Raw genomic sequence first — 25,228 nt, 5'->3', positions numbered from 1 at the left:
CCGCGCGTTGCCCGACGCAGCGTGCGGTTTTCCGCGGCGTTCGAGCGCTCCATCGCGCTGATCGTTTTCGTGCTGCTGTGGGAGTTGCTGCCGCGGCTCGGTATCGTCAGTCCGGCCTATCTGAGCCCGCCGTCGCAGGTGGCGCTCGCCATCGTGCGGCTCTTCGACAGCGGCGAAGCCTGGCGGCATGTGGGCGCGAGCGCGTTGCGCTCGATCAGCGGGTTGTTGCTGGCTGTTATTGGCGGCGTGTTCTGCGGCTTTGCGCTCGGCTGGTTTCGCCGCGCCGAACGCATTATCGATCCGCTGTATCAACTGCTGCGGCAGGTCTCCGCGTTCGCGCTGTTTCCGGTGTTCATGCTGTTTCTCGGCATCGGCGAGTCGTCGAAGATCGCGATCATCGTGTGGGCGGCTTTCTGGCCGGTGCTGCTCAATACGATTGCGGGCGTGAAGCAGGTCGAGCGCGTTTTCATCGACTGTGCGCGTTCGATGGGCGCGTCGCAAGGGTTCATCTTCACGAAGGTCGTATTGCCCGCCGCGCTGCCCGAGATACTGACGGGCGTGCGGATCGCCGGCGCGTACAGCATCACCGCGCTGGTCGCGGCGGAGATGATCGGTGCGCGATCGGGGCTCGGCTTCTATACGCTCAATTCGCAGGAGACGTTCCAGATTCCCGACATGTATGCAGGGATCGTGCTGCTCGCGTTGTTCGGTTTGCTGATCAACAAGAGTCTTTCGCTGCTCGAACGGCGCCTGCTGCGCTGGCGTGTGGGTCTCACGCAGAATGGCTAGAGCTTCGCAGACGGCGGCGCTGGCACACGGCAGGCGGTTGCACTGGGCGCCGCTTGCGGTCGTCGCGACCTGCATGCTGGTTGGTGCGACGCTCTGGTCGCCGTTGAGCGACACGCTGCGTGACCTGTTCGGCGTCGAGCGGCCTTTCGCTGCGGCCGTCGCACGCGGCACGCTGATCGTCGCGGTTCCGTCGCAGCCGCAGCCGACGCTGACCGTCGGCAAAGTCGATCGCTCCAAACGGGCGCCCGAGGTGTTCTCGGCGGCGCTGGCCGCGGACCTCGGCCGGCGTATCGGCGTTCCGGTCGAGTTGCTGCTCGCCCAGCCGCAGGAGGCGCGCGCCGCAGTGCAAGCCGGTCACGCGGATGCCGCCATCGCCGGGCTGGCGTTTTCCCCGGATGCCTCGATCGCTTTCGCGCCGGCCGCGTATTCGTCCGGCCGGGGTGTCGCGCTGGTGTTGCGGCACGGCAAGGTTCAGGCATGGCGCGATCTGAACGGCCGCTCGATCTGCGCGTCGCGAGAAAGCCCGTACGCCGCGCGTGCCGCGCAGCAGGCGGGGGCGGCGTTGCAAAGCTTCGATCGTCCACTCGATGCGTTGCTCGCGTTTCAGGCGGGCGAGTGCGCGGCGCTCGTCGACGACGAGTACGTGATCCGCGCGTTGCTCAAACAGCCGGACTGGGCTTATTACCGGGCATTGCCGGGGACGGTTGCGCCCGCGCCCGCTTTCATCGCAACGCGTGGCGGCGATACTGCAAGTACCGCGTTCGTCGAGCGGACGGTGAACGACTGGCGGCGTCAGCGCTGGCTGTCGACGGTGCGGCAGGACCAGGCGACCCAGCTCGCCTTCGACATGTTCAACGCCGATAACGATCTGTATTGCCACTAGGCTCACCCCGGCTGGAAGCTGGAATCGCGGCGTTGCGGTTCGTGCTGGTTTTTTGCGTCGATAAACCGTATATACTGTTTATACCTTTTATCGTCTGGAGACCACCATGACAGAACCTAGCGTCAAAAAGCCGTCCAAGAAGGCGTTTCATTTCCCTAAGAGCGCCGATAGTGCCGCCGAGCCGGTTGTCGAGGCGGCCGAGCCCGTGGTGAGCGCAGTAAGCGCGGGCAAAAAGAAGAAGGATGCGACTGCGAAAACGGGGGCGAAAACCGCGGCCCGAACGGCGCAGAAAGCGACTGCGAAAACCGCGGCGAAATCGCGTGCGCCGGCCGCTACCGAGGCTACGCCGGCCAAGGCCCCCGCGGAAGCGAAAGCCAAACGTGCAAGAAAAGAGAAGGTCGTGCGCGACAGCTTCACGATGCCGAAGTCGGACTACGACAAGATCGCCGCGCTGAAGCAAAAGTGCCTGGCAGCCGGTGTGTCGGTGAAGAAGAGCGAGATTCTGCGGGCTGGATTGCTGCTGCTCGAATCGGCCGCGCCGAAGCGCTTGTTGGCGGCGGTCTCGGCCGTCGAACAGGTGAAGACGGGCCGTCCCTCCCAATCCTAGGTTTTCGCCAGGGCGTCCGTTCTCGCGATGCACGCCTTCCCGCACCGCTTTCACACGTTTGCAAGGTCCGTGAAAGCGGTGCGGTCGAAAAAATATTCCAGAAGCAACTCAGCTCTGGCGCAACGGCGGCGCCATGAACTCCGGCCCGACCGGGTCCGTCACGTGTTTTGCGAGGATCGCGTCGATGTCCCGCAGATCCTGCTCGCTGAGTGTCCAGCCGAACACGTCGTCGATACCGTGCAGGTGTTCGGGCTTGCGGGCGCCCCACAAAGCAATCGTCGGACCCTGATCGAGCACCCAGCGAATCGCGAGCGCCAGCACGGACTTGCCGTGACGATCGCGCGCGAGTTCGGACAGCGCGGCAACAGCCGCAATGTACTGATCGAAGCGCGGCGGCTGGAATTTCGGATCGTTGCGGCGCAGGTCGTCGCCGTCAAAGCGCGTCGACGAATCCATTCTTCCGGACAGCAGCCCACGGCATAGCGCACCATACGCGAGCACCACCAGTTCATGCTGCTTCGCATACGGCAGCACGTCTTTCTCGATTGCACGTTCGAACAGGTTATACGGCGGCTGCACGGCGGCGAGCGGCGCGGCAGAAGCGAACGCGTCCATCTGCGCAGGGCTGTAGTTGCTCACGCCGATCGCGAGGATCTTGCCGTCGCGGCGCAGGCGTTCGAGTTCGGTTGCGGTTTCATCGAACGGCACCAGCGTGTCCGGCCAGTGCACCTGATACAGATCGATGTAATCGGTGCGCAGACGGCGCAGCGAATCCTCGATCTCCTTGCGAATTCGCGCGACGCTCGAATTGCGCGTGACTTTTTCCTGGTCATTCCAGTCGAGCGCGACTTTGGTCGCGATCACCGCCTTGTCGCGAATGCCGACCAGCGCCTCGCCGACGACCGATTCCGAACGGCCGAAGCCGTACACGGGCGCGGTGTCGATCAGATTGATGCCTCGTTCGATCGCGTCGCGCACGGTGGCGATCGACTGCTTGTCGTCGGCGCCGCCCCACATGCGTCCGCCGATGGCCCAGGTGCCGAGGCCGACGCGCGATACGGGCGTATCGATGCCGGCGATTCGGGTAGTTTCAATGCGCATGGTTCTCTCGCGGTCTGAGTTCAAAACCGCAGTCTAAAACGCGGACCCGTGAGCTGAATTCAACGAGCTGTTGAGACGCATTGCATACGAGCCTCGTGTGCCGATGACGCGTTTCGATTCACACGCGCCTTGCGATCTACCGTCGCGATTCCGGCAAGCCGTTGTCCTCGCGAATCATCTGCACGAGTTGCGCGAGGCTCGCCGACAATTGCCGCCGGCTCGGGTAGTACATCACGAACGGTTCTTCCGGCGGCGCCCAGTCGGGCATCACGAGAACCAATCGACCGCTCTCGAGATGCGGGCGAATGCGCCGCTTCAGGCAATACGCGATGCCGACGCTCGCGACCGCCGCCTCGATCACTGCGTCTGTCTCGTTCAGGATCACACGGCCGGGCACGTCGATCCGGCAAGCGTGTTTGCCCTGGCCGAGTTCCCATTGATAGACGGACTCGTCGCCGATTCGCATCCGGATGCACGAATGATTCAGCAGGTCCGGCGGCTCTTTCGGCGTGCCGTGTTCGCGCAGATAGTCGGGCGAGGCGGCCAGCACCCATTCGAGATCCGGTGTCAGCGGAATGCCGATCATGTCCTGCGGCACACGGCGTCCGTAACGAATGCCGGCATCGAATCCGCCTTTGACGATATCGATGATGTTGTCGTCGACGATGACCTCGATCTGCGATTTCGGAAAGCGATGCAGATAGCGGCCCAGCACCGGACTGATCAGCAATTGCGACGCGTCGCGCGGCACGTTGATGCGGATCAGTCCCGACGGCGTATTGCGGAATTGCGACAACTCGGCGAGCGCGATCTCGATGTGTTCGAAGCCGAGGTTCAACTCTTTCACCAGCGCCGCGCCGGCGTCGGTCGGCGAGATCGCGCGCGTTGTCCGGTTCAGCAGCTTCACGCCGAGTTTTTCTTCGAGGCCGCGCAATGCATGGCTCAATGCGGACGCGGTCACGCCGAGTTCCGCAGCGGCGAGCCGGAAGCTTTTGCGTCGGCAGATGACGGAGAACGCGTTCAGCGTCGCCAGATCATTGCGGCTGTAGGTCGGCACGGTGTTGTCCTCGGAGATGGTCGTGCGATTCTTGAGTGCCGCACAACGTAAGTCAATGGCCGCGACAACACGTGCCCGCCTGACTCCGTCACGGCATCCGCTCAGGCGAGCGTCGTCAGCCGCCGTGCGGCCACTTCGGCGATCTCCTGATCCTGTTCCATCGTCGCGCCCGATACGCCGATCGCGCCGACAATGTGGCCGTTCGCGTCGCGCAGCACGACGCCGCCGCCGAAGCCGACGAGGCCGCCATTGGTGTTTTCGAGTGAGAACGCCGGTGCGCCAGGGCGGAAGTTCGCGCCGACTTCGTCGCTGTTCGCACGGAATAATGCCGCGGTGCGCGCCTTGCGATTCGCGACGTCGATCGCGCCGAGGAAGCAGCCGTCCATTCGCGCAAACGACAACGGATACGCGGCGGCGTCGACGATCGTCACCGAGACCGGCGGCAAACCGCATTCGCGGGTGTACTGGATCGCCGCGGCAACGACCGCGACGGCATGATCGAGAAGAAGCATCGTGAGAGCCAAAAGAGAGAAAAGACGAAGTGGACGCGGGCGGGTATCAGCCGCGCTGTCGATGCATATCGGCCAGCGCCCACGCATGCACGCCGATCCCGGCGAGCGCGAGCAGCGCGCCGACCCAGCCGGTCGACGGCCAACCGAGTCCGGCTTCGATCGCGATTCCGCCGAGCCACGCGCCGAGCGCGTTCGCGATGTTGAACGCGGCATGATTGAGCGCGGCGGCGAGTGTCTGCGCATCGCCGGCGACATCCATCAGCCGCGTTTGCAGCGTCGCCGACAGCGCGACGATCGTGCCGACCAGCAGCACGTTCAGCGGCCCGAAGATCGGGCTGTGTGAGGTGAACGTGTACGCGCCCATCACGATGGCCGCCCAGATCAGCACGTAGCGAATCGTCTTTTCGAGCGCGCGGTCCGCGAATCGCGAGCCGACCAGATTGCCGCTCACCATTCCGACGCCGAACAACGCCAGCACGACCGGCACGAACGCGACGGGCAGATGAGCGACCTCGGTCATCGTCGGCTTCACGTAGCTGAATACGGAGAACAGTCCGCCGGAGCCGATCGCGCCGATGCCGAGCGTGAGGATCACCTGCTTGCGGCGCAGTGCGCCGAGTTCGCGCAGCGGACTCGCGCCGGCATCGCCAGGCATGAACGGCACCCAGCGCCACACGAGGAATGCGGTCAGCGCGCCGATCAGGCCGACGATCGCGAACGCGGTGCGCCAGCCGAACCACTGGCCGATCGCGGCGCAGATCGGCACGCCGAGCAGCGTCGCGACCGTCAGGCCGAGCAGCACCATCGCGACCGCCTGGGTGCGCTTCTCGCGCGGCACGAGGCCGGCCGCGACGAGTGCGGCGACGCCGAAGTAGGTGCCGTGCGGGAATCCGGTCAGGAAGCGCGCGAGCGCCATCGACGTAAAGCCGGGCGCAAGCGCGCTGACGAAGTTGCCGAAGGCGAACACCAGCATCAGCCCGATCAGGAAGCTGCGGCGCGGCCAGCGTGCGCCGAGAATCGCGAGCAGCGGCGCGCCGATCACGACGCCGAGCGCATAGATGCTGATCAGGTGGCCGGCCTGCGGAATCGTGATCGACAGATCGCGCGCCGCATCCGGCAGCAGACCCATGATCACGAATTCGCCCGTGCCGATGCCGAAACCGCCGACGCCGAGCGCGAGCAACGCGCGGCGCGTCTGGGCAGACGACAGTTCGATGGAAGGGCGGGCGGCGGCGTCGATGACGTCGGAAGAGGTAGACATGACAGTATCGAATCGCGGATGGAGCAGGACCGCGGCCTCGCGCGAGGCCGGCTGCGGTGCGGTGCCGCGGATCGTATACCTGAAACGGGTCGAAACGGATGAGACACATTCATCGCGACGATGAATCCGGCTCAGTGATGGCGATACGGTATGGCGTGACTGGAGACGCAGCTCATCTCAGCGATCGGCCCGGCGCGCTAACCAGTGCGCTAACCAGCTGAGCCGGCAAACCTTCGTTCGACGACACTGGCTAGCATCATCGCTGCGGCATTGGTCGGCGGAGGATTGGCCTTGGTCGGTCGATAGATCGCATCGCCCGCGGCGATGGCCTGTCCGCTCAAGGCGCAAATGCCGGATCGTCTGGCCGTGGCGACGCGCCAGATCTGCTCGCCGTATTTGCAGCCGCGCGGGTCGCTCCACGAGACCGTTGCGGTTTTCGGGCTGATTCGTTCGAGCAGCGCGATCGCAATGTTGCCATGACTGTTTTCCGGACGGCTCGATTCGTGCGAATCGACGATATCCCTGACGTGAGCCGCCCATTGAAGCGCACAGCCGGCATCGAGTTGGCCGACGGTGCGCTGCCATGCACTGGCGGCGGTGATGGATCGATTCATCGCGAGAGTCCTTGCAGAAGCAGGTTGTGATGTTCAACTCAGCCGGATCTTCGGTTGCACGAGGCCGTTGATGCGCTCGGCGGTCCACAGCATCAGTGCCTTGCCGAAACCATGCAAAGCCTGCTGATGCTGCCGGTAGAGCATCGCGTGACTGAGTTGCGCGAAGCGGCCCTTGATGAAGCCGCCACGGAAGAAGCCGAACTGCCCGAGTGTTCCGAACGCGTTGTAATCGCTCAGCGACACCAGTGCGCCAAAGTCGCGAAATTCAAAGTCGGGCAGTGCGCCGCCATCGAGCCAATCCGGCAAGTGCTTCGCGAGAAACTGTGCCTGCTGTGTGGCGACTTGCGCGGTGGGCGCGAGAGGACGTTCGTGGCCGACGAGAGTCAGCGTCGAGCAATCGCCGAGTGCGAAGAGCGTGTCGTCGTCGTGCGCCTGCAGCGTGGGCCGCACGCTGATCTGATTCGAACGATTGGTCTTGATCCCATCCAGCCTGCCCAGAAAATCCGGCGCCTTGACACCCGCCGCCCAGACCATCAGATCTGCCGGCTGCTTGCTGCCGTCGCCCAGATGAAGTCCGTCTGCTTCGGCCCGCGTCACACGTGTGCCCGTGCGCACCGTGAAGCCGATATGCCGCAGCAGGGCCTCGCTGGATTCCGATATCGCCGGCGGAAACGCCGCCAGCACGCGCGGCGAGCTTTCGAAGACGGTGAGCTTCAGACGTGAGCGGATCTCGGGGTCGCCGTAATTCGCGGCCACTTCGAGCAGGCGGCTCAACTCCGCCGCCAGTTCGACGCCGGTCGCACCGGCGCCGACGATCGACACGCGCAACGAACTATTGGCGACGACGCTCTGGAACAGGCGGATACGCAACGCCTCGTTGAAGGCTTCGGCCTGCGCCTGACTGTCGATGAAATGGCAATGTTCGAGTACGCCAGGTGTGTCGAAGTCGTTGGCGCGACTGCCCGGAGAAAGAATCAGCACGTCGTAGCCGACCACGCGCGGGCCGATCACGACCTCGCCCGACGGCGCACGCATTTCCGCCAGCTTCACGACGCGGGCTTCGCGGTCGAGCCCCTCCATTTCGCCCGGCTGGTAATTGAACCCGTGGGCCGCGGCATGCGCGAGATAAATAACCTGCTGTTGCTGGATGTCGCGCGTGCCTGCCGCGATCGTGTGCAACATCGGCTTCCACACATGGGTTGCGCTTTTGTCGATCAGCGTGATCTGCGCGCGGCCGCTGCGGCCGAGTGTGTTGCCGAGCCGGGTTGCGAGTAGAAGTCCGGCAATGCCGCCGCCGACAATGACAATCCGCTTGTTGTTGTGCATTGTTAAATTCTACGAGTGATGAATTAATGCGATACTACGGACTCGGTGAGCGCATGTCAAACCGCGACCGTCGTCGCTCGCGCCGTGCCAGAAGGTAAAATCCGGGGCACTCACAAATACAAGATTCGGTGATGAAACAATCCAGCGAAAAGACCGCGGGCGTTGCAAAGCCTGTCACGTTGCGCCGCTCACGCGGGCGTCCGGCGTGCAGCGACGCGAGCGGTGCCGATGCGTTGCTGCGCAGCGCGCGCGGCGCATTCGCGCGAAGCGGCTACGAGGCGACCAGCGTGCGTGAAATCGCGCGCGTGTCGGGTGTGGACCCGGCGCTGGTTGCGCATCACTTTGGTTCGAAAGAGGCGTTGTGGGTGGCGGTGGTCGAGCAGATCGCCGACGAAGCCGAACCCATGATCGCAAAGACCGCGGCGTTGCGGGCGACGGCCGCGTTAGGGCCGCGAGCGCGCGTCGAAGCGGCGGTGTCGATCCTGATCGATCAGGTGTTTTCGACGCCGGACGTCGGCATGTTTTTTTCGACTGCCGCGACGGAAACGGGAGAGCGTCTCGACGTATTGATCGAGCGGGTAGTGCGGCCGTTTCACGACGTGTTCGTGGCGCTCGTTGTCGACGCGATCGACGCGGGCGAGGTGCCGCAGCAGGATCCCGAAATCTTCTTCATGCTGATCGCCAATGGCATCAGCAAAACCGTTTCGTACAGCCACGTGCTGAGCCCGTTTTCGTCGCTGCCGCGACGGCCGCGAGCATTCAGGAAAGCCGTGCTGAAAAGCGCATTGCTGATGCTGGGGTGAAGCGGTTCCAGGTTGGCGCGCATCATCGCACGTCATCGCGCGGCAACCTGGTTCACTCACGTTTTCACGGTCAAGCCGCGCATTCCGAGTAGTACCGGTTCGGTGCCGGAAAGACGCCGGTCGACACTTCGATCAGGAACGGTCCGTTCAAGCGGGACGCTTCGCCGAGCGCATCGTCCAGATCGTCGAGGTGTTCGACCCGACGCGCAGCGACACCGAGCGACACGGCAAAAGCCGCCCAGTCGTGGCGCGGCAACTGGCTGAATTGCGCCGGAATGGCGCCGTTGGTGATCGCATCGATATGAACCGCGCCGTGCGCGGAATTGTTCAGAACGACATAGAGTACTTTGACGCCGTATCGCGCCGCGGTCTGAATCTCCGTGCCGTGCATCAGCATGCACCCGTCGCCGGTCACGATCACGCAGGGGCGCTCCGGCGCGGCGAGCTTCACACCGATTCCGGCAGCGATGGCCCATCCCATCGGCGCAAGCGAGCTGGACGAAAAATAGTTGCCGATGCCCGATGAAAGCCAGTAGTGAGCCATGAATATCCGGTGCGCGCCGGAATCCACCACTACGTTACTGTCTTTCGGCAGAAGTCCGCACAGGCGTTTGACGACATCGCCGGGATAAAGCGAGCGCTCGTCGCGTGAACGCAGCCCACCGGTTTGTTCGAATTGCGGGTCGTACAGCGGCGTTTGATTGACCTCCGCGACCCATGCTTTTCTTTTCTCCAGCGCGGTGCAGAAGTCGGCGCTCCGATTCGTGTCCATCTGCGACAGGAAATGGAATGCAGCGCCGATTCCGGAAAAAATCGTGGTGCGCGCGACATGCCCCATGGCGGGAGCGTCGAAGCTGTCGTCGAAAACGATCAACTCTTTCTGGGCAGCCAGCTTGCCGGTCCAATTCATACTGTCGCGCTGATTCAGATCGCTGCCGAATACGACAAGCACGTCGAGTTCGTCCGAGTTGATCACGCGTACGGCTCGCGAGTGACTCGAGAATCCGTAAAGGCCGAGCGAAAGCGGGTGATCTTCGGGAAACGCGCCTTTCCCCGATAGCGTGGTCGCGACGGGAATGCAGAACTTTTCGGCTACCTCGAGCAGAACCTTTGCGGTATCCGCGTCGTTGCCCCGGCTGCCGATCAGAAAAGCGACGCTCTTCGATTTGAACAAGTACTGCTCGCACAGTGCTTCCAACGCGGCGTGGTTCGCCGGAACCCCGGATGTGTTGAACTCGTGCTGATCGTACAGTGGCCGCGCTACCTGCTGAGCGGGCAGAACTTCCTGGTTCTGAACGTCGACGGGAATCGTGACGAAAGACTGGGCGCGACGCATCCAGTTCAAGCCATCGGTCGCGCGGCGCATTTCGGCCTGAAGATTGTCCTTGTGCTTCAGTTCGACGACGCTGCCCATCAGGCTTCTCACCACGCCGCTTTCGAAAATGCCGCTCAGCGTGGCGTCCTGAAATGCGCCTTTTCCTTCTGCGCGCGACGATACACCGCCGGCAATATAGAGAACGGGAATCCGGTCTGCGTTGGCGGCCGCCATGCCGGGCACGAAATTCATCGTGCCGGGCCCGGAGATGCCGAGGCATACGCCGAATTTCCGGCTGGCTCGCGCATAACCGTCGGCCATGAAAGCACTGCTGGTTTCATGCGCGCAAACAATTCCGCGAATCGATGGCGATTTGTCGATGGCATCCAGAAGCGGGTAGATCATCTTTCCCGGCACGAGAAAGACGTGGTCGATTTTCGCGGCTTCTAACGACTGTACGACCGTTTTCGATACGTTCAATGGAGCGTGTGTTTCCATATTCTTCGAGTACGATCCGGGCAGAGAACTTTAATCGGATCTCGCTTTCTCTCATCCGGCACGTTGCGTGCGGCCTATAGCGGCAACGTGACCACGTCGGCGAACGGCATGTGAGACAGCGAGACGGCCTTGAACGCGCTGCACTCTCATTGCAGTCGCGCTTCGAGCTGCTTCGTCGGGCCCGCGCGGAACGGGCCCGTGTCTCCATCCATGAGTACTCTTGCTGGACTGCGCTTGATTACGACGTCGCTCGCATGCGTTGGGACCGCTGCGAGGTGCTATTGATCCTGGCGCGCGTGGATCGCGAAGCCTGGTTCCTTCGTCTGTTCGACTGCAGGTTGTTGCCCGATCTGAACGTGCTGGCTGACCGGTTCAGAATGTTTCCCATTCGGCGGCCTCATCGGCACCGGCCGCCACAACGACGCGCTCCGCTGTTGTGGCGCGCGGCTTCGGCGTGGGCTTTGGTGCGGGCTTTTGTGTGGCCTTCGAAGAAGTCGCAGCAGCGGACCCGAGCGTTCGCGTCTGCACCCGCGGTAATGTCGGCACTGCGTTGGCTTTTTGCGCGGATACCTGCCGGTCGTCGATCTTGAAGAACGCCACTGCCGCACGCAGGCCCTGGGCCTGTTGCGCCATCGACTGAGCCGCCGCCGATGCTTCTTCCACCAGCGCGGCATTCTGCTGGGTCACCTGGTCCATCTGGTTGATCGCGACGTTGACCTGCTCGATGCCGGTACTCTGTTCCTGCGACGCCGACGAGATTTCGCCGACGATGTCGGTGACGCGTTTCACCGACCCGACGATCTCATTGATCGTGCTGCCGGCCTGCTCGACGAGCGTCGAGCCTGCTTCTACACGATCGACCGAATCGGCGATCAGATCCTTGATTTCCTTCGCGGCGCTGGCGCTGCGTTGCGCGAGTGCACGGACTTCGCCGGCCACCACCGCGAAGCCGCGTCCTTCTTCGCCGGCACGGGCTGCTTCGACCGCTGCGTTCAGCGCGAGGATATTGGTCTGAAAAGCAATACCTTCGATCACGCTGATGATCTCGGACATCTTGGTCGAACTGGTGGCGATGTCGCGCATCGTTTCGACCACCCGGCCCACCACCTCGCCGCCTTGCTGCGCGACGCCGGACGCCGCGCCGGCAAGCGTGGCCGCCTGCCTTGCGTTGTCCGTGTTGTGACGGACCGCAGCGGTCAGCTGTTCGATGCTCGACGCGGTTTCTTCGAGCGATGCCGCCTGCTCCTCTGTGCGGCTCGACAGATCCAGATTCCCTTGTGCGATCTGCGCACTCGCCGTCGCCACGCCTTCGGCGTTTTCGCGGACTTCCGCCACGACCCGCGATAGTGCATCACGCATGGCCTTCAGCGACGCCATCAGGCTGTTCGTGTCGCCCGAGCGGAGGTCGATACTCACGCTGAGATCGCCGGCCGCTACGCTGCGGGCCAGGTCGACAGCCGTCGCCGGTTCGGTACCCAACTGCCGTGTCAGCCTGCGTGCCATCCAGATGCCGATGCCGAGGCCGATCAATACGGACAGGATCACCAGAACCAGCATCAGATTGCGGCCGTCGTCATACACCTTGTCGTTAAGGACGGCCGTCGCCTGTGCGTCGTTCTGTTTCACATCGACGAGCGTGCCCATCAGAACCAGGGTCTTGAAACCCTTGTCGTGGTATTCGCCCAGCAGATAGTTGGTCAGATTGACCTGATCCTGCAACCCGGCGGCATTGATCCGGCCTTTCATTTCGTCGAAGGCCTGCGTGAAATCGTGCCAGCCCTGATCGAGATCGGCGAAGGTCGCCTTGCCTTTCGCGGAGTAGACAAGCGGCTCAGCCTGATTGAGGTGATCGCGTGCCGAGGCCATCGCTTTATCCGCCTGGGCCACCGACGCATTCCGCTTGTCGATCGAGGTCGCCAGAATGGCGTTGCGCAGATAGGTGCCGGCGCGCAGCACGTCGGCATTCGCCTGCTGGATCAGGTTAAGCCCAATGAGATCCTGCCGATAGGTCGTATCCGCATTCGTACTGATCTGTCCCATGCTGCGCACGCCGATCACGCTAACGATTGCGCTGATGACCGATACGAGGATAAAAGCGCCAATCAGTTTGGCGCCGAGTTTCATGTTGCCGATATTCATAGCTCGCTTCGTCGACTGGAAAAAAACGTTTGACGTCTGGCAACATGCCTAGACCCCGGACCGTCCAAGGTCCGGCAAATGCTCGTTCTCTTCAGTTAACGGCAGCACAAATACATTCTTCAGACAAATTAACGTTTACCCTCAAAATTGTTAACGTTCATGCTTTCAATTGGCTTGTTGGGGATGGGGAGGGCGACGGCCGCCGGTTTCCAGCCCGTCACCCGTGCCGAATTTCAGAACATGTGCACCATGCCGATGCGCACATCCATCTGATGACCATTCGACGACGGTTCGAACGAGTCGCCGATCACGGCATTCGCGCCATGGGCCTGCAGAACATCCGTCCCTGCGTATACCGACGTGTGTTTGGATAGTGCGTAATTCAGCGAAACCGAAAACTGATTCCAGTGAACCGATTCGAGCTTGCTGTACTGATAGTCGACGATTCCATGCAGCGCCGGGCTGAACGCATACAGGGCGCCGGCCTCATAAACGCGCAATGTTGCCGTTTGTCCAAAACCCTTCAATTGCGTATCGACCACGTTGACCTTGGCCGTCACGTTCCCCAGCGTATAGCTGACTCCGCCGCCAAAAATCGATTTGCTGTCGAGATTCAACGGTGTCGACGCATAGGGATCGCTGACCGTTCCATTTGCGGAAACCGTAGCGACGGACTTCCCGAGCAGCGACGTCACGCCCAATTGGCCATACGGGTCCACGCCGTTGAATGAATTCGGATTGTTGATGCGCGTGTAATAAGCTGCGGCATACACCGGACCGCCTGTGTATGAAACGCCGCCGGAATAGCCGCTGTTCTGATGGAAATTCCCCGCCGTATTGCCAAACGCGTACAGCGCCTCGACTTCCACCCCTTTCATATTCGGACTCTGATACTTGATCGAGTTGTCCAGTCTGAGCCCGTAGAGCTGTCCGTCCAGATTGCCGATGTGTCCACCATATCCCGTCGCGCATGCACCGAGGCCGAGGCAAGTCGATATGAAAAAGTCGGAACCCGCATCGTACTGATGGCCGAGCGTCAACGTTCCGAAAGTCTGGTCGCGGAGACCCACATACGCTTGCCGGCCAAACAATCCGCCGAGTTCCTGCTTGCCGGTGCCGAGAGAAAAGGCGTTCTCCAACTGAAAAATGGCCGACAGACCGCGGCCCAGATCTTCTGTCCCGGTCAAACCCCAGCGGTTGCCATAGTTGATGCCGTCGTCTTCCTTGATATTGTGCGAGCCTCCTTCGTTAGACGAATAGGTGAGACCGGTATCGATAATGCCGTAGAGCGTGACGCTGCTCTGAGAGAAGGCCGGAGTCGCACAGAGGCACGAAGCAATAAACAGCAGGGACTTTTTCATGGCAATCCTAATATAAAAATATAAATGCGGATTTGATGATGACCGGGACTTTCTTAAACATTGCCTACACGGTTCTTCTCGTCGGAGCGCGACGAAGCACCCATTGGTGAATGGATGGGATCAGCGAAAACATCGATGCAATCGATTGCATTAAAGCGCGCATGTTATCCCATGTCAAAAATAAGTTGGGGGGGCGAATCTTCATGCTCACGCAGTGCCGCAAGTGGCGGAAGATTGCGTGCCGCTGCTCAAGCAGACTAGCCAGGGAAATCCATAGCGTTCAGGATGAAACGGGATTTTTGGCGGTATTGCAACCGATTGCATCGAGTGATAAGCGTGTTGATCCACCACGTCTATGACTGTTCGGTAGCCAGGAAAAAAGATATCGCAATGGTGTCAATAAAGAACGGAAAGAGAGTGGGGATGGATTTTATTTTTCGTCGACTACTCTCCAGCAAACCTTGTGCTACGATGCAATCGATTGCATAAAACGATGCCAAACGTCTGAGACTGGCTATCCGCGCATAGGTCGGAGCAACCTGCGGGCAATGAATCGAACTGGATGAAGAACGACATGCACGTCCGGTTCTAAAGAGGATGGCGACACGGCGATGTTGCCGGCGTCATCGAATAAAAACCTCCATGACAATGGAATGGAAAACTGGAGATTGATCGTATGAAATTTTCGATAAGAATGGGTCTGGCCGCTGCGTGGGTTTTACTGAACCTGACGAGCATTGCTCACGCCGGACAATCTGATTTCAGTGTCATGGAAACTTCACATGCAAACCCCGCCGCGGTTCACATCTTCAAATCCTACTTCGATGCGAAGAGCAGGAAGGAAGTCGAGCCGACGATGGCTTACTTCCGCAAGGACATGCTTGCTTACGCCGACACCACGCTGGGTTGGGTGACGCCCGGCTACGACGCGCAGCGCAAGATATTTGAAAAGTTCATGCCGACGTGGGGTAACGGAAAGTCCTATCCAACCCGGGTGATCGGCGGCCCGAGGAGCGCTATCGTCGAATTCACCGATACACCCGAGTTGTTTGGCGGGGAACTGCACATTGTGGGTGCAGTAGATTTCAAGGACGGCAAGATCTATCGTTGGGCCGACTACTGGGACAGTACCGGCTATGACGAGGCCGCTCTCCAGAAGATCATCGTGCCGAAGGACCATTTCCCATCGACTTTCAGGGAAGACGAGGTAGGTAACAACGCGAGCCCGCTAATGACGAAAGTGGCAAAAGGCTTTCAGTCAGCGTTGACGAAGGGCGACGTCGCCGCGGCCGGTGATCTGCTCAGCTATGACGCTGTATATGAGGATTCAGTACTTCATACGCAGATTATCGGCCGCTCCGCGATTCAGCGGTACCTGTCCCGTATCCTGCCGGTCGCACCGTTTGGGCAGGGATCGACGCTTCGCCATATTGTCGGCGGCGACCAGGGCGGTGGTTTCGAATGGGGCGCCGTTGCGTCATCGCCCGTACGTGTCGGGATTACGTCGCTGACGCTCGATTCGAGCGGTCATATTTCTCGCGTTGCCACGGTGTATGACGGCCGTGCTATTCCGCCGGCCGAGAAGGAGCATCTGGTCACGTTGTCTATCGACAAGTGAGGACGGCAAGTCACGGATAGCGCCAGTACGCGGGCTATCCGCTGATTGCCCGCGCTTCACGTTGCCTGTGGAATCGGGGGCCGCATCGATTCTGCCTGTGAACGCATCAGAAAATCTCATCGCTGCCGTTATAGCCGGTAACGGCGCCACGTTCAAAGCCTGCAACCCAACGACGTCCCCCTGACCGGTGACGATTCGGCCACCTCCTAATTTCATTGGAAGCGCAATGAACAGTTTTATTCACACGATCAAGTTCAGAATTGTTCTCGCGATGGGCGCATGCGTTGTATTCATGGCCGCGATCGGCGTATTCGGCGTGTTCGGCATTGCGACCCTGAATGCATCGGTTAAGGATGCGTACTTCAACAATACGTTGTCCATCATCGATCTGAACGACTTCCGCGCAGCTCAACTGGACAGCCGGCTCCGCTTGAGGCTGATCCAGTTGTATCGCGACCCTGCGAAGACGGCAGCGGCGGTCGCTGCCGTGCGAGCCGACCTGGTGCGTATGGATAAAGCGTGGAATCACTACTATCCGGCAAGCGTGTCCGGTGACGACGAGCGGGTGATTGCGGAAAAGATCAAGGTCACCTTCGCACAATTCGTCGACAGAATGAACGAGATCATCAATGCGTCAGGTGGTGGAGATTACGATGGTATCGGCAAACTGATCGACAGGCAGGTCGACTTGAACGAGACGCTGGTCTCGCTGTTCAATCAGGATATTGTCGTCAACCAGAACCAGGCGAAGCAGTCTGCCGACGACAGCGAAGCCACCTTCGAAACCATCCTCGGCATTTCCATTGGGCTGGTCAGTCTGGGTGTGGTGATGGCGGTTGCCGTCTCCGTCTATTTGCTGCGATCGATCTCCCGGCCGCTTAACAAGGCGATCGGCATCGCGCACGAAATCGCAGGCGGTAAGCTGGAAAATCAGGTATTGGTCGATTCGCGCGGCGAGTTCGGGCAACTTCTGGAAGCGCTGAAGAAAATGGATCGGCAACTCACGCAGACGGTGCGCGGAATAAAGACCACGGCGGAATCGGTCACGGTCGCTTCGAGAGAGATCGCCAGCGGGAACCTGGATCTGTCCTCCCGTACCGAAGAACAGGCTTCGTCTCTTGAACAGACCGCGGCCAGCATGACGCAACTGACCGAAACGGTGAAGCAGAACGCCGACAGTGCGCGGCAGGCGAACGGCCTCGCGGTGAATGCGACCAGCCTCGCGGATTCGGGTAATCTGGCCGTTCAGTCGATGGTCGGCACGATCGAACAGATTAGTGGCAGCTCAGGCAAGATTTCGGAGATCACGGGCGTGATCGAGGGCATTGCATTCCAGACCAATATTCTCGCGCTCAATGCAGCGGTGGAGGCTGCCCGTGCAGGTGAGCAGGGACGCGGTTTCGCGGTAGTGGCGAGCGAGGTGCGCAGCCTCGCGCAGCGCTCGGCGGCGGCGGCGAAGGAGATCAAGGAATTGATCGGATCGTCTGTCGCGATGATCGAGGGCGGCTCGAAGCAGGCCGGCGAAGTCGGCGCGACGATGGCGCGAGTCAAGCAGGCGATCAAGCAGGTCTCGGATATCGTCGGAGAAATTGCGGCTGCTTCGGAGGAGCAGAGCAAGGGCATTGAACAGGTCAATCAGGCGGTTACGCAAATGGACGAAGTCACGCAACAGAACGCGGCACTGGTGGAGCAGGCGGCAGCAGCAGCCCAATCGCTTGAGGAGCAGGCAGTCGATTTGAAGAAAGCAGTGGCGGTGTTTGCACTTGCCGGCGAGCAATAGAAACCGCTCTGATTGCATCGCCGTCAACGGTTGACGGCACACGGCGGTGCGCAATCATCGCTGTGATGACCACGCACCGCCGAACCGGTTTCAGCCACACCTGCGCCCGGTCGACCACCGGGCCGGTGAGGGATTACAGAAACGGCATGGCGAGAAGAACGGATACAGGCGCCGAAGTCAGATTCCGGAGTGCGCGAGCTTCACCCGGCGCAAGGCGACACGAATCGTTGACGCCCAATACCACGGTAGTGTCGTTGGTTTCGACGGTCAACTCGCCTGACAACACCACATAGTGCTTCTCGACATCGGATGCGGACAGCGTCGTGTAGCCGCCCGGCTGGATGATGGACACCCCCAGCCAAAGCGTGTCCGCCTCCCCAGCTTCATGTCCTTGCAGTCTCACGCAGCGCATCGAAAAATGATTCTGCGGAAAGTACTCGGGTGCCGAATCGAAGCGGGTGACGTTCATGGATTGATCAGGACGCGATGGGTGCTGCCACGCAACACTGCCTGATAGGCGTGGACGGTGTCGTCGATCGAGAACACGCTTTCCCCGTAGATCGGAAACGGTTTGAGTTTGCCGCTCAAGAAAAGAGGCAGCAATTGATCCAGGATCTGGGCGCCGTCGGCGCTGTCCAGAGCAAGCGTGTCGATCCCGACGTACGTATGCTGCCCGCGGTAGAAAGAGAAAATATCGAACGGAACGGCGCGATCGAGCGTGGAAATGAAGATCTGCGTGCCACGCTTTGCCAACGCTGCGTTAGCCTGTTCGAAATACGGGCTGCCCACTGTGTTGTAAATAATATTGGCGCCGTTCTCATGGGTTGCTGCTCGCACGACCTCTGCAATGTTTTGCGACGACGCATCGATCATCGTCACTTCACTGTTTGCATGCCCAAGATAGTTTTGCGCAGTCCGCTCGACGCCGAAAACTTTTGCGCCGGCGTTGGTCGCGAGTTGCACGGTGGCCTGACCGACTTTGCCGTTCGCACCGAGCACCAGTACGACATCGCCTTCTTTTACGCCACCGGCGCGACGCAGTCCTTCGAATGCCGTGATAAACGGCACGCCAATGGAGCCTGCTTCTTCCATCGTCAGATTCGCGGGCTTCTTGCGCACGCCGGAAGCCGGAACGGTCAGATAGGACGCGTGCGAGCCGTTGCGACGAATTCCGAGTTCTCCGCCGCTGCCCCAGACTTCCTGGCCGACCAGTTCTTCGGGGCCTTCGAGAACGATGCCGGCAAAGTCGCGGCCAGGCGTGCGCGGCCACACGGCGTGCGGCATTGCGCCAAGCACGGCTTTCACGTCGCTCGGGTTGACGCCTGCACTCACCACTTTAATCAGGCATTCCTGTGCGCCGGCAGTCGGGGCGAGCTGGGCCGCAATTTGCAGGTCAATTGAGTCTACGTTGGCGCTCGGCGCCGTAACACGCACTGCTTTCATTGTTCTGGGTTCCTAAAAAGACAAAGTAACAAATTGATTGGATTTATAAAGCTCAATGAGCGCGACATAGCGTGAGGCGGCCTGACTCAGATTGACGCGCTCGTCGTCGGAGAGCGTTCGCAGCAATCGCGCAGGATTGCCGGCCCACAGTTCGCCGGTACCGACGGTTTTACGCGGCGACAGTACGGCGCCCGCAGCAAGCATGCCGCCGGACTGGACGACAGCGCCGTCCAGCACCCGAGCGCCGAATCCGACGAATGAACAGTCTTCGAGCGTGCAGGCGTGAAGGATCGCGCCGTGACCGACGGTGACGTCGTCGCCGATAATCGCCGGAAGTCCATTCGTCGTGCCGTGGATAATCGTTCCGTCCTGGATGTTGGTCCGGCGTCCAATTGAAATCCGCTGGACATCGCCGCGCAGCACGCAGTTGAACCAGATGGACGCCTGCTCGCCGATCGTCACGTCGCCGATCAGTTGTGTGCCTCGCGCGACGAAAGCGCTGGGGTCGACTGAAGGGACGAGCGGCACAAGAGGTTGCGCCTGGGTCACCGTGACAACCCCAACTGCTCGCGCGCTTCCTGCGCAGTCGCCAATTCGCCGCCTAGCGACTGCACGATGTCGCTGGCCCGTTTGACCAGCGCGGCATTGCTTTCCGCGAGTACACCCTTGGAGATATAGATGTTGTCTTCGAGGCCCACGCGAACATGGCCGCCTGCCAGCCATGCCTGCGCAACGATCGGAAACTCGAAGCGGCCGATGCCGAACGCCGCCCACTGTGCGCCCGCGGGCAACAGGCTGCGCGCGTACAGCAGGGATTCGGGCGAAGCGGAGAATCCGTACTTCACGCCCATCACGAACGTCCACAAACCGGGGCCGTCGAGCACGCCCGATTTGATCAGGTCCAGCGCGAGATGCATGTCGCCCGAATCGAAAATTTCCAGTTCAGGTTTGACGCCTGCTTCGCGGATGACCGCCGCCATGCGCGTGACGTTTTTCGGCGTATTGATCACGACGTCTCCGCCGGAGTTCATCGTGTTCAGGTCGAGGCTGCAGATGTCGGGCCGCAGCGCAAGAATGTGTTCGACACGATCTTCGGGGCGCATCAGCGTCGTCCCGGGTGCTGCGACCTTGGGGTCGTCTTCGCCTGGAATGAAGCGGCCGCCGGGGCCCGTCGTCAGGTTGATGATGACGTCGGTATTTTCCGCGCGAATCCGTTGAATGACCTCGCGGTACAGTTTGATGTCCATCGACGGCCGGCCGGTATGGGGCTCGCGCACGTGGATATGGACGACTGCCGCGCCGGCGCGCGCCGCATCGAGCGATGCGTTGGCAATCTGCTCGGGGGTGATAGGCAAACCGGGATGTTGCTCGGGTTTCGTCAGATTCCCCGTTACCGCGCAGGTGAGGATGGTCTTGCGTGCATGCATGTGCTTCTCCGGAACCGGTTGGAACTAGCCGAGTCGGCGGCCGCCGTCGATGACGAGCGTCGTACCGGTTGTGAATTTCAGATGAGTGGCGCACGCCTCGATCGCCGCAGCGATGTCGTCGGGGGTTCCGATGCGACCGAGCGGCGTGGTGGCCGCGACCTTGTCGTTGAAATCCGCGCCGCGGCCCGGCACGAATGCCGTATCGACCACGCCGGGCGACACGTTCACGACGCGGACGTGCGGTGCCAGCGCGCGGCCGAGAGACGCCGCCATGATGTCGAGTCCCGCTTTCGCCGCGCAATAAGCGATATTGCTGCCGATGCCGGTGGTGGCCGAGATCGACGATACGTTGACGATCAATCCGTCGCCGGATTCGGCGAGCAGGGCTTGAAACGAACGGATCGCGGCAAACTGGCCGCGCCAGTTCACCTTGAAAATGTCGTCGATCAGTTCATCGGTCAACGCATCGAGATTGCTGTGTTTGACCGGCTGTGTGAAGCCGGCTGAATTCACGAGGATATCCGCGCGGCCATAGCGGTCGCGCACGGTGCGAGCGAGTTCGTCGAGCGTGGCGCTCTCGGTGATCGATGCGAGTGCGGCGCTATGTCCTTCGCCCGGCAATGCGTTGGCCGTGGCTTGCGCATGGTCGAGATTGTCCCGGCCGACCACGACGATGTGAGCGCCCGCCAGTGCAAGCCGGTGCGCCGCGGCGGCGCCGATGCCGCCGGTGCCGCCCATGACGACAGCGACCTTCTGGTCCAGTGTGTGAGACATGAGAAGCTCCTTTTATTTGATCGGCGGCATAGGGTGGGTCGCGACGCCTTCCGCGAGCACGAATTTGCATTCGAGCGTGCAGTAATGCACTTTCTGTTCGGGCTGAGGGGTGGTACCCGCTTCATGCCGCTCGAACTTGCCCACCAATGCGCGAGTGACGCCGAAGACAACATCGGATTCGAGATACTCGGCGTCGTCTGCGAAGATCTGCGAGATGAGTGTCGAATAGCCTTCTGCATAGATAACGAAATGCAGGTGAGCAGGGCGGAACGGGTGCCGATGTTGCGCGCGCAGCAGCTCGCCCACAGGCCCGTGAGTCGGCACCGGATAACCGGCCGGCCGCACGCTGCGGAAATGGAATTTGCCATTCGCGTCGGTGAAGAAATGGCCTCTGAGATTCATGTCCGGTTGCTCCGGATCCTGGTTCTCGTACAGCCCTACCGGCGATGCCTGCCACACATCCACCTTCGCGTTGCGGATCGGCTCCTGGCGCGTATTCAGTACCTGTCCGCTGACAAAAACGGGCGCGCCCGGCGCATCGTCCTGAACGATCGACGCGCCCAGTTCATAGCGCGGCGATCCGCCGCGAAAGAACGGCCCTAGCAGCGCGCCGCCGGTGCGCTCGTCGTGAATCGAGTTGTTCAGTGCCTTGACCAGCGTGGAGATGCCCAGCACGTCGGCCAGCAGCACCACTTCGTTGTGACTGTCCGTGCAGGCGAGACCTACTTGCCTCACGAAATCCAATCCCTGTTCGAACTCCTCGTCGCTGAGCTTCACCTCGTTCAGGAACGCGTGGCTGTGCTTGACGAGCGCATCCACGATCTCCTTCAGCCGGGGATTCTCAGTCTTGCTCATAGCCGCCAGCACGATGTCGGTGACTGACGCGGCATCGGTCACTATGCTGCCGGCCTTTTCAGATTCATACATTTGACACTCCTTATGCAATCGTTTGCATAGAATAGCGGCCCGCATTCTGGTTGTCAAAGGCGATTTTTACGAGGGATTAACGAAGCTAAAAGGGCTGGGTAGAGCGTGTTCGAATCGCGTCAGGCAATCGTTTGCAAGGGAAACTGCGAATTGACTCGAATGACTCCATTGAGGTACGGGCTTAGCGGTGCGGCGGGGGAAGCGCGCGGCTGGAAGCCGCGCGCACAGGTGTTATCGCGCGATCGTGGATTCGCGGACGACGAGTTCGGGCCTCAGCACGATGTTGATTTTCGATGCCGTGCTGTCTTCGAGACTATCGAGCATCAAGGTCGCCGCACGTACTCCCATTTCGTAAAGGGGGATATGCACGGTTGTCATGGGCGGCGCGACGGAATCCATCAGCGGCATGTCGTTGTGGCCGACCACCGAGATGTCTTCCGGACACCGCAGACCGCGTGCGCGAATGGCGTCGTAACAGCCGAGCGCCAGCAGGTCGTTGGCCGCGACGATGGCCGTGATGCCGGATTGGCGCTCGAGCAGCGCATCGCACGCGGCGCGGCCTTCCTCGCGGGAGTACGCTTTGGATTCGACCACCTGGCTCGGCGCTTTCTTCAGGCCTTGCGCCTTGATCGCATCGAGAAAGCCCAGCCGGCGCTCATAACCCGTCGACAGGTCGCTGGGGCCGGCCACGTGCGCGATGCTGGTATGGCCAAGCTCGACCAGATGCGTGACCGCGAGCAGCATCGCCAGGCGGTTGTCGCTGACGACGCAGGAAGCCCGACCGCTGCCCTCGCTCCGATTGACGATCACCACCGGCAAGCCCTCTTCGAGACAATGCTCGAGGATCGGATCTTTCCTGCCGGCCGTTGCCAGGATCAGGCCGTCGACCTGACGCCCGGCCATCTGATCGATCACGAACCGTTGCCGTTCCTTGCCCCCTTCGGCGTTGGCGATCAGCGGAATGAATCCTTTTTTGGCGAGCTCGTCTTCAATGCCGCGCAGGATAGGGGGGAAGACCGGGTTGGCGATATCCGGCAGCACCACGCCAATGATCCGCGAGCGCTTCGTGCGAAGCGTGGCGGCAATCCGGTTCGGAGAGAAATTCTGTTGGCGTGCGGCCTTGAGGACCTGCTCGACCACCTCGTGGCTGATCAGATGGCGAGTCTCCGGGTTCATCACGCGGGAAACCGTGGACGAATGAACGCCAATGGATTCCGCCAATTCCCTGAGGGTGGTCCGTTTTTTTTGCGGCATATAGTCGATAACGCGGCGTGATGGGCCGCACTCCAGCGAGGCAAAGACGTTATTTTACCTGCGAGCACCTGAGCGAAAAGCGAAGTTGCAATATGGCCTCGTTCGAGTGCTGTTTCGAACGCGCGTGCGACGCGGTGTTAGGTGCCGATTGTGATGGGCTGAACTATCCTGAGCGCGTCGGCGCTTGCGCGTTTGTCGCCTTGACGGCGAGACGCGCGAAGCAGTAGCATGCAATCGTTTGCATAGATTAAAACAGGAAGACACGTGGAAGACAATCTGAACGCTCTTACCGTCCTCGGCTTCGAAGGCGCGTTTAACTTGCCGGTATGGGTGGGTCAACGGCAGCGCCTTTTCGAAAAGTACGGACTCGAAGTCGGCCTGGAGTATGTAAAAGGCTCCGTCGACATGATCAACCGGATGACGTCCGGCTCGGCACAGGTGGCTTTGACAAGTGTGGACAACGTCCTCGCATACCGCGCCGGGCAGGGGGAAACCGCGGACGGCAGCGCGCCTGATCTGGTCGCGTTCATGGGGGGCGATCACGGCTTCCTGTCGTTGATGACAAAGCCGGAAGTCGCGTCTGTGTCGCAGTTGCGGGGCAAATGCCTGTCGGTCGATGCATTGACCACTGGTTTTGCCTTCGTGTTGCGTGAAATCCTCGTGGCGAACCACGTCGCGCTGACCGACGTAACGTTTGACGCGGCGGGAGGCACGGGTAACCGCTATCGCGCGCTGGTTGCGGGAAAGCACGACGGTACGCTGGTGCGCGCGCCATTCGAGCGGCTCGCCGAGCGTCATGGATTCAACGTGCTGGTGCGCGGCAGTGCGCTGTTTCCGGATTACCTGGGCACAGTCGGCGCGGTCATGCAATCGTGGGCCTCCACGAATCAGGATCAACTGATCGGTTTCATTCTGGCCTACCGTGAAGCATTGAACTGGATCTTCGACGCGAGCAATCACGAAGCCGCCGTTGAAATACTCAGAACAGGGTTCGCTGAGCTGACGGACGACGAAGCACGCGCCGTACTCGACGATCTGATGGATCCGAACGACGGACTCATCCATGACATGAGTATTCCGGATGCAGGTCTCGACCAGGTTTCGCGCATTCGCGATGCGCACGCACCGGTGTCGACGTATGAGTCGCGCCGGGACTGCGTGGATCTGCGCTACCTCGAACTGGCGCAGAGTTCGACTCGCTGGGCGCGTTAGCAGGTTGACCCGCTGCGCCGAAGCGCAGGCGCCGGGCGGAGACACCGCGGGTTCTCCGCCCGCTCAGGACTTTTAGTCCACTACGGCAATCGCTTGTATTTCAATCAGCATTTCCGGTTTTGCCAAACCCGCCACCGTGATCAACGCGCTCGCGGGGAAGTTGTCGCCGAAAATATCCTTACGGATTTTGGTGAACTGGTCGCCAAAGCGCGCATCGGTGATCGAAACCGTCATCGTGACGATATCAGCGAGCGTTCCGCCAGCCTGATCGAGCGTTTTGGCAATGCGCGAAAAGATTTCCAGCGCCTGTCCCGAGAAATTCCCGGCGAGGGAGTTGCCGTGTTCGTCCTCGACCACCGTTTGTCCTGCCAACCAGACGATCCTGCCACCTTCCGTGATGACTGCGGGGGAGTAGGCCCGTGCTTGCGCCGCATCGCGTTTGACGTAGCTTCGAGTGTGTTTCTTCTGCGGATCATTTGCCATACAAACCTCGCTTTCAATGAGTTGAAGTGAATCTGAACGTGTTG

Annotated in this window: 24 protein-coding genes; 7 read left to right on the top strand and 17 right to left on the bottom strand. The window is 61.0% G+C overall.

The genetic code is table 11. The annotated features are described in order from the left end of the window. The first annotated feature begins 21 nt into the window (after positions 1-21). From PQQ51_RS20260 to PQQ51_RS20250, 3 genes are all read left to right on the top strand, one after another. On the top strand, positions 22-789 hold the full coding sequence (locus tag PQQ51_RS20260; RefSeq protein ID WP_408498690.1) for an ABC transporter permease: 768 nt from the start codon (positions 22-24) through the stop codon (positions 787-789). Further along, positions 782-1,672, top strand: a complete 891-nt coding sequence (locus tag PQQ51_RS20255; RefSeq protein WP_408498601.1) for a type 2 periplasmic-binding domain-containing protein — start codon at positions 782-784, stop codon at positions 1,670-1,672. The genes PQQ51_RS20260 and PQQ51_RS20255 overlap by 8 nt, the downstream gene beginning before the upstream one ends. A 106-nt stretch (positions 1,673-1,778) precedes the next feature. Next, the gene (locus PQQ51_RS20250) at positions 1,779-2,279 is read left to right on the top strand and encodes a hypothetical protein (RefSeq protein ID WP_408498600.1); all 501 of its coding nucleotides are present in this window, start codon (positions 1,779-1,781) and stop codon (positions 2,277-2,279) included. Between the two features lie 108 nt (positions 2,280-2,387). On the opposite strand, the gene PQQ51_RS20245 is transcribed toward PQQ51_RS20250, so the two are convergent. The 6 genes from PQQ51_RS20245 to PQQ51_RS20220 form a co-directional block, all read right to left on the bottom strand. Continuing rightward, on the bottom strand, positions 2,388-3,380 hold the full coding sequence (locus tag PQQ51_RS20245; protein ID WP_408498599.1) for an aldo/keto reductase: 993 nt from the start codon (positions 3,378-3,380) through the stop codon (positions 2,388-2,390). 136 nt (positions 3,381-3,516) lie between these two features. Beyond that, positions 3,517-4,437: a LysR family transcriptional regulator gene (locus PQQ51_RS20240; protein ID WP_408498598.1), complete on the bottom strand. Its 921-nt coding sequence runs from the start codon at positions 4,435-4,437 to the stop codon at positions 3,517-3,519. Between the two features lie 101 nt (positions 4,438-4,538). After that, on the bottom strand, positions 4,539-4,949 hold the full coding sequence (locus PQQ51_RS20235) for a GlcG/HbpS family heme-binding protein (RefSeq protein ID WP_408498597.1): 411 nt from the start codon (positions 4,947-4,949) through the stop codon (positions 4,539-4,541). Positions 4,950-4,995: 46 nt separating this feature from the next. After that, positions 4,996-6,210, bottom strand: coding sequence for an MFS transporter (locus PQQ51_RS20230; RefSeq protein WP_408498596.1), 1,215 nt, complete (start codon positions 6,208-6,210; stop codon positions 4,996-4,998). A 209-nt stretch (positions 6,211-6,419) separates the two neighbouring features. Beyond that, positions 6,420-6,824 (bottom strand): DUF3331 domain-containing protein, encoded by a 405-nt coding sequence (locus PQQ51_RS20225; protein WP_408498595.1) that lies wholly within the window; start codon positions 6,822-6,824, stop codon positions 6,420-6,422. A gap of 33 nt (positions 6,825-6,857) precedes the next feature. Further along, positions 6,858-8,150, bottom strand: coding sequence for an NAD(P)/FAD-dependent oxidoreductase (locus PQQ51_RS20220; RefSeq protein ID WP_408498594.1), 1,293 nt, complete (start codon positions 8,148-8,150; stop codon positions 6,858-6,860). Positions 8,151-8,281: 131 nt separating this feature from the next. Between PQQ51_RS20220 and PQQ51_RS20215 the strand changes: the two genes are divergently transcribed. After that, a complete protein-coding gene (locus PQQ51_RS20215; RefSeq protein WP_408498593.1) occupies positions 8,282-8,953 on the top strand; it encodes a TetR/AcrR family transcriptional regulator in 672 nt (223 codons plus the stop codon). Positions 8,954-9,023: 70 nt separating this feature from the next. On the opposite strand, the gene PQQ51_RS20210 is transcribed toward PQQ51_RS20215, so the two are convergent. From PQQ51_RS20210 to PQQ51_RS20200, 3 genes are all read right to left on the bottom strand, one after another. Then, a complete protein-coding gene (locus PQQ51_RS20210) occupies positions 9,024-10,748 on the bottom strand; it encodes a thiamine pyrophosphate-binding protein (protein WP_408498592.1) in 1,725 nt (574 codons plus the stop codon). Positions 10,749-11,138: 390 nt separating this feature from the next. Next, on the bottom strand, positions 11,139-12,905 hold the full coding sequence (locus tag PQQ51_RS20205) for a methyl-accepting chemotaxis protein (RefSeq protein WP_408498591.1): 1,767 nt from the start codon (positions 12,903-12,905) through the stop codon (positions 11,139-11,141). 233 nt (positions 12,906-13,138) lie between these two features. Beyond that, positions 13,139-14,266 (bottom strand): porin, encoded by a 1,128-nt coding sequence (locus tag PQQ51_RS20200; RefSeq protein ID WP_408498590.1) that lies wholly within the window; start codon positions 14,264-14,266, stop codon positions 13,139-13,141. A gap of 676 nt (positions 14,267-14,942) precedes the next feature. On the opposite strand from PQQ51_RS20200, the gene PQQ51_RS20195 reads away from it, so the two are divergent. Both PQQ51_RS20195 and PQQ51_RS20190 read left to right on the top strand, forming a co-directional pair. Then, positions 14,943-15,884: a nuclear transport factor 2-like protein gene (locus PQQ51_RS20195; protein WP_408498589.1), complete on the top strand. Its 942-nt coding sequence runs from the start codon at positions 14,943-14,945 to the stop codon at positions 15,882-15,884. A 226-nt stretch (positions 15,885-16,110) separates the two neighbouring features. Continuing rightward, positions 16,111-17,664 carry a methyl-accepting chemotaxis protein gene (locus tag PQQ51_RS20190; RefSeq protein ID WP_408498588.1) on the top strand — a complete coding sequence of 518 codons (1,554 nt, stop codon included), beginning with the start codon at positions 16,111-16,113 and terminating at the stop codon, positions 17,662-17,664. Positions 17,665-17,797: 133 nt separating this feature from the next. Here PQQ51_RS20190 and PQQ51_RS20185 read toward each other — a convergent pair whose 3' ends face one another. The 7 genes from PQQ51_RS20185 to PQQ51_RS20155 all read right to left on the bottom strand — a co-directional run bounded on the left by PQQ51_RS20185 (position 17,798) and on the right by PQQ51_RS20155 (position 23,489). Beyond that, complete coding sequence (locus PQQ51_RS20185; RefSeq protein WP_408498586.1) at positions 17,798-18,133, bottom strand: cupin domain-containing protein; 336 nt, start codon at positions 18,131-18,133, stop codon at positions 17,798-17,800. Further along, positions 18,130-19,107, bottom strand: coding sequence for a quinone oxidoreductase family protein (locus PQQ51_RS20180; RefSeq protein ID WP_408498585.1), 978 nt, complete (start codon positions 19,105-19,107; stop codon positions 18,130-18,132). Before PQQ51_RS20180 ends, PQQ51_RS20185 begins: the two co-directional genes overlap by 4 nt. A 12-nt stretch (positions 19,108-19,119) precedes the next feature. Continuing rightward, positions 19,120-19,656, bottom strand: a complete 537-nt coding sequence (locus PQQ51_RS20175) for a gamma carbonic anhydrase family protein (RefSeq protein ID WP_408498584.1) — start codon at positions 19,654-19,656, stop codon at positions 19,120-19,122. Next, positions 19,653-20,534, bottom strand: a complete 882-nt coding sequence (locus PQQ51_RS20170; protein ID WP_408498582.1) for a beta-keto acid cleavage family enzyme — start codon at positions 20,532-20,534, stop codon at positions 19,653-19,655. Before PQQ51_RS20170 ends, PQQ51_RS20175 begins: the two co-directional genes overlap by 4 nt. 24 nt (positions 20,535-20,558) lie before the next feature. Beyond that, positions 20,559-21,308, bottom strand: coding sequence for an SDR family NAD(P)-dependent oxidoreductase (locus PQQ51_RS20165; RefSeq protein WP_408498581.1), 750 nt, complete (start codon positions 21,306-21,308; stop codon positions 20,559-20,561). 12 nt (positions 21,309-21,320) lie between these two features. Further along, positions 21,321-22,235, bottom strand: a complete 915-nt coding sequence (locus PQQ51_RS20160) for a dioxygenase family protein (RefSeq protein WP_408498580.1) — start codon at positions 22,233-22,235, stop codon at positions 21,321-21,323. A gap of 231 nt (positions 22,236-22,466) precedes the next feature. Further along, positions 22,467-23,489 (bottom strand): LacI family DNA-binding transcriptional regulator, encoded by a 1,023-nt coding sequence (locus tag PQQ51_RS20155; RefSeq protein ID WP_408498579.1) that lies wholly within the window; start codon positions 23,487-23,489, stop codon positions 22,467-22,469. Between the two features lie 264 nt (positions 23,490-23,753). Between PQQ51_RS20155 and PQQ51_RS20150 the strand changes: the two genes are divergently transcribed. Further along, on the top strand, positions 23,754-24,701 hold the full coding sequence (locus PQQ51_RS20150; protein WP_408498578.1) for an ABC transporter substrate-binding protein: 948 nt from the start codon (positions 23,754-23,756) through the stop codon (positions 24,699-24,701). A gap of 72 nt (positions 24,702-24,773) precedes the next feature. Here PQQ51_RS20150 and PQQ51_RS20145 read toward each other — a convergent pair. After that, the coding region (locus tag PQQ51_RS20145) for a RidA family protein (protein ID WP_408498577.1) at positions 24,774-25,228 on the bottom strand (455 nt) is incomplete at its 5' end.

This window comes from Paraburkholderia xenovorans (assembly GCF_046030735.1).
Classification (GTDB): Bacteria; Pseudomonadota; Gammaproteobacteria; order Burkholderiales; family Burkholderiaceae; genus Paraburkholderia; species Paraburkholderia xenovorans_A.
Note: the sequence above shows the minus strand (reverse complement) of the source record. Positions and strands in the feature narration are given on the sequence as shown.

What these genes read in the sequence shown, in the direction of transcription:
- PQQ51_RS20255 (WP_408498601.1), top strand. Translation starts at nt 782, where the DNA reads ATGGCTAGAGCTTCGCAGACGGCGGCGCTGGCACACGGCAGGCGGTTG.
- PQQ51_RS20250 (WP_408498600.1), top strand. Translation starts at nt 1,779, where the DNA reads ATGACAGAACCTAGCGTCAAAAAGCCGTCCAAGAAGGCGTTTCATTTC.
- PQQ51_RS20245 (WP_408498599.1), bottom strand. Translation starts at nt 3,380, where the DNA reads ATGCGCATTGAAACTACCCGAATCGCCGGCATCGATACGCCCGTATCG.
- PQQ51_RS20235 (WP_408498597.1), bottom strand. Translation starts at nt 4,949, where the DNA reads ATGCTTCTTCTCGATCATGCCGTCGCGGTCGTTGCCGCGGCGATCCAG.
- PQQ51_RS20230 (WP_408498596.1), bottom strand. Translation starts at nt 6,210, where the DNA reads ATGTCTACCTCTTCCGACGTCATCGACGCCGCCGCCCGCCCTTCCATC.
- PQQ51_RS20225 (WP_408498595.1), bottom strand. Translation starts at nt 6,824, where the DNA reads ATGAATCGATCCATCACCGCCGCCAGTGCATGGCAGCGCACCGTCGGC.
- PQQ51_RS20220 (WP_408498594.1), bottom strand. Translation starts at nt 8,150, where the DNA reads ATGCACAACAACAAGCGGATTGTCATTGTCGGCGGCGGCATTGCCGGA.
- PQQ51_RS20215 (WP_408498593.1), top strand. Translation starts at nt 8,282, where the DNA reads ATGAAACAATCCAGCGAAAAGACCGCGGGCGTTGCAAAGCCTGTCACG.
- PQQ51_RS20205 (WP_408498591.1), bottom strand. Translation starts at nt 12,905, where the DNA reads ATGAATATCGGCAACATGAAACTCGGCGCCAAACTGATTGGCGCTTTT.
- PQQ51_RS20200 (WP_408498590.1), bottom strand. Translation starts at nt 14,266, where the DNA reads ATGAAAAAGTCCCTGCTGTTTATTGCTTCGTGCCTCTGTGCGACTCCG.
- PQQ51_RS20195 (WP_408498589.1), top strand. Translation starts at nt 14,943, where the DNA reads ATGAAATTTTCGATAAGAATGGGTCTGGCCGCTGCGTGGGTTTTACTG.
- PQQ51_RS20190 (WP_408498588.1), top strand. Translation starts at nt 16,111, where the DNA reads ATGAACAGTTTTATTCACACGATCAAGTTCAGAATTGTTCTCGCGATG.
- PQQ51_RS20185 (WP_408498586.1), bottom strand. Translation starts at nt 18,133, where the DNA reads ATGAACGTCACCCGCTTCGATTCGGCACCCGAGTACTTTCCGCAGAAT.
- PQQ51_RS20180 (WP_408498585.1), bottom strand. Translation starts at nt 19,107, where the DNA reads ATGAAAGCAGTGCGTGTTACGGCGCCGAGCGCCAACGTAGACTCAATT.
- PQQ51_RS20170 (WP_408498582.1), bottom strand. Translation starts at nt 20,534, where the DNA reads ATGCATGCACGCAAGACCATCCTCACCTGCGCGGTAACGGGGAATCTG.
- PQQ51_RS20165 (WP_408498581.1), bottom strand. Translation starts at nt 21,308, where the DNA reads ATGTCTCACACACTGGACCAGAAGGTCGCTGTCGTCATGGGCGGCACC.
- PQQ51_RS20160 (WP_408498580.1), bottom strand. Translation starts at nt 22,235, where the DNA reads ATGTATGAATCTGAAAAGGCCGGCAGCATAGTGACCGATGCCGCGTCA.
- PQQ51_RS20155 (WP_408498579.1), bottom strand. Translation starts at nt 23,489, where the DNA reads ATGCCGCAAAAAAAACGGACCACCCTCAGGGAATTGGCGGAATCCATT.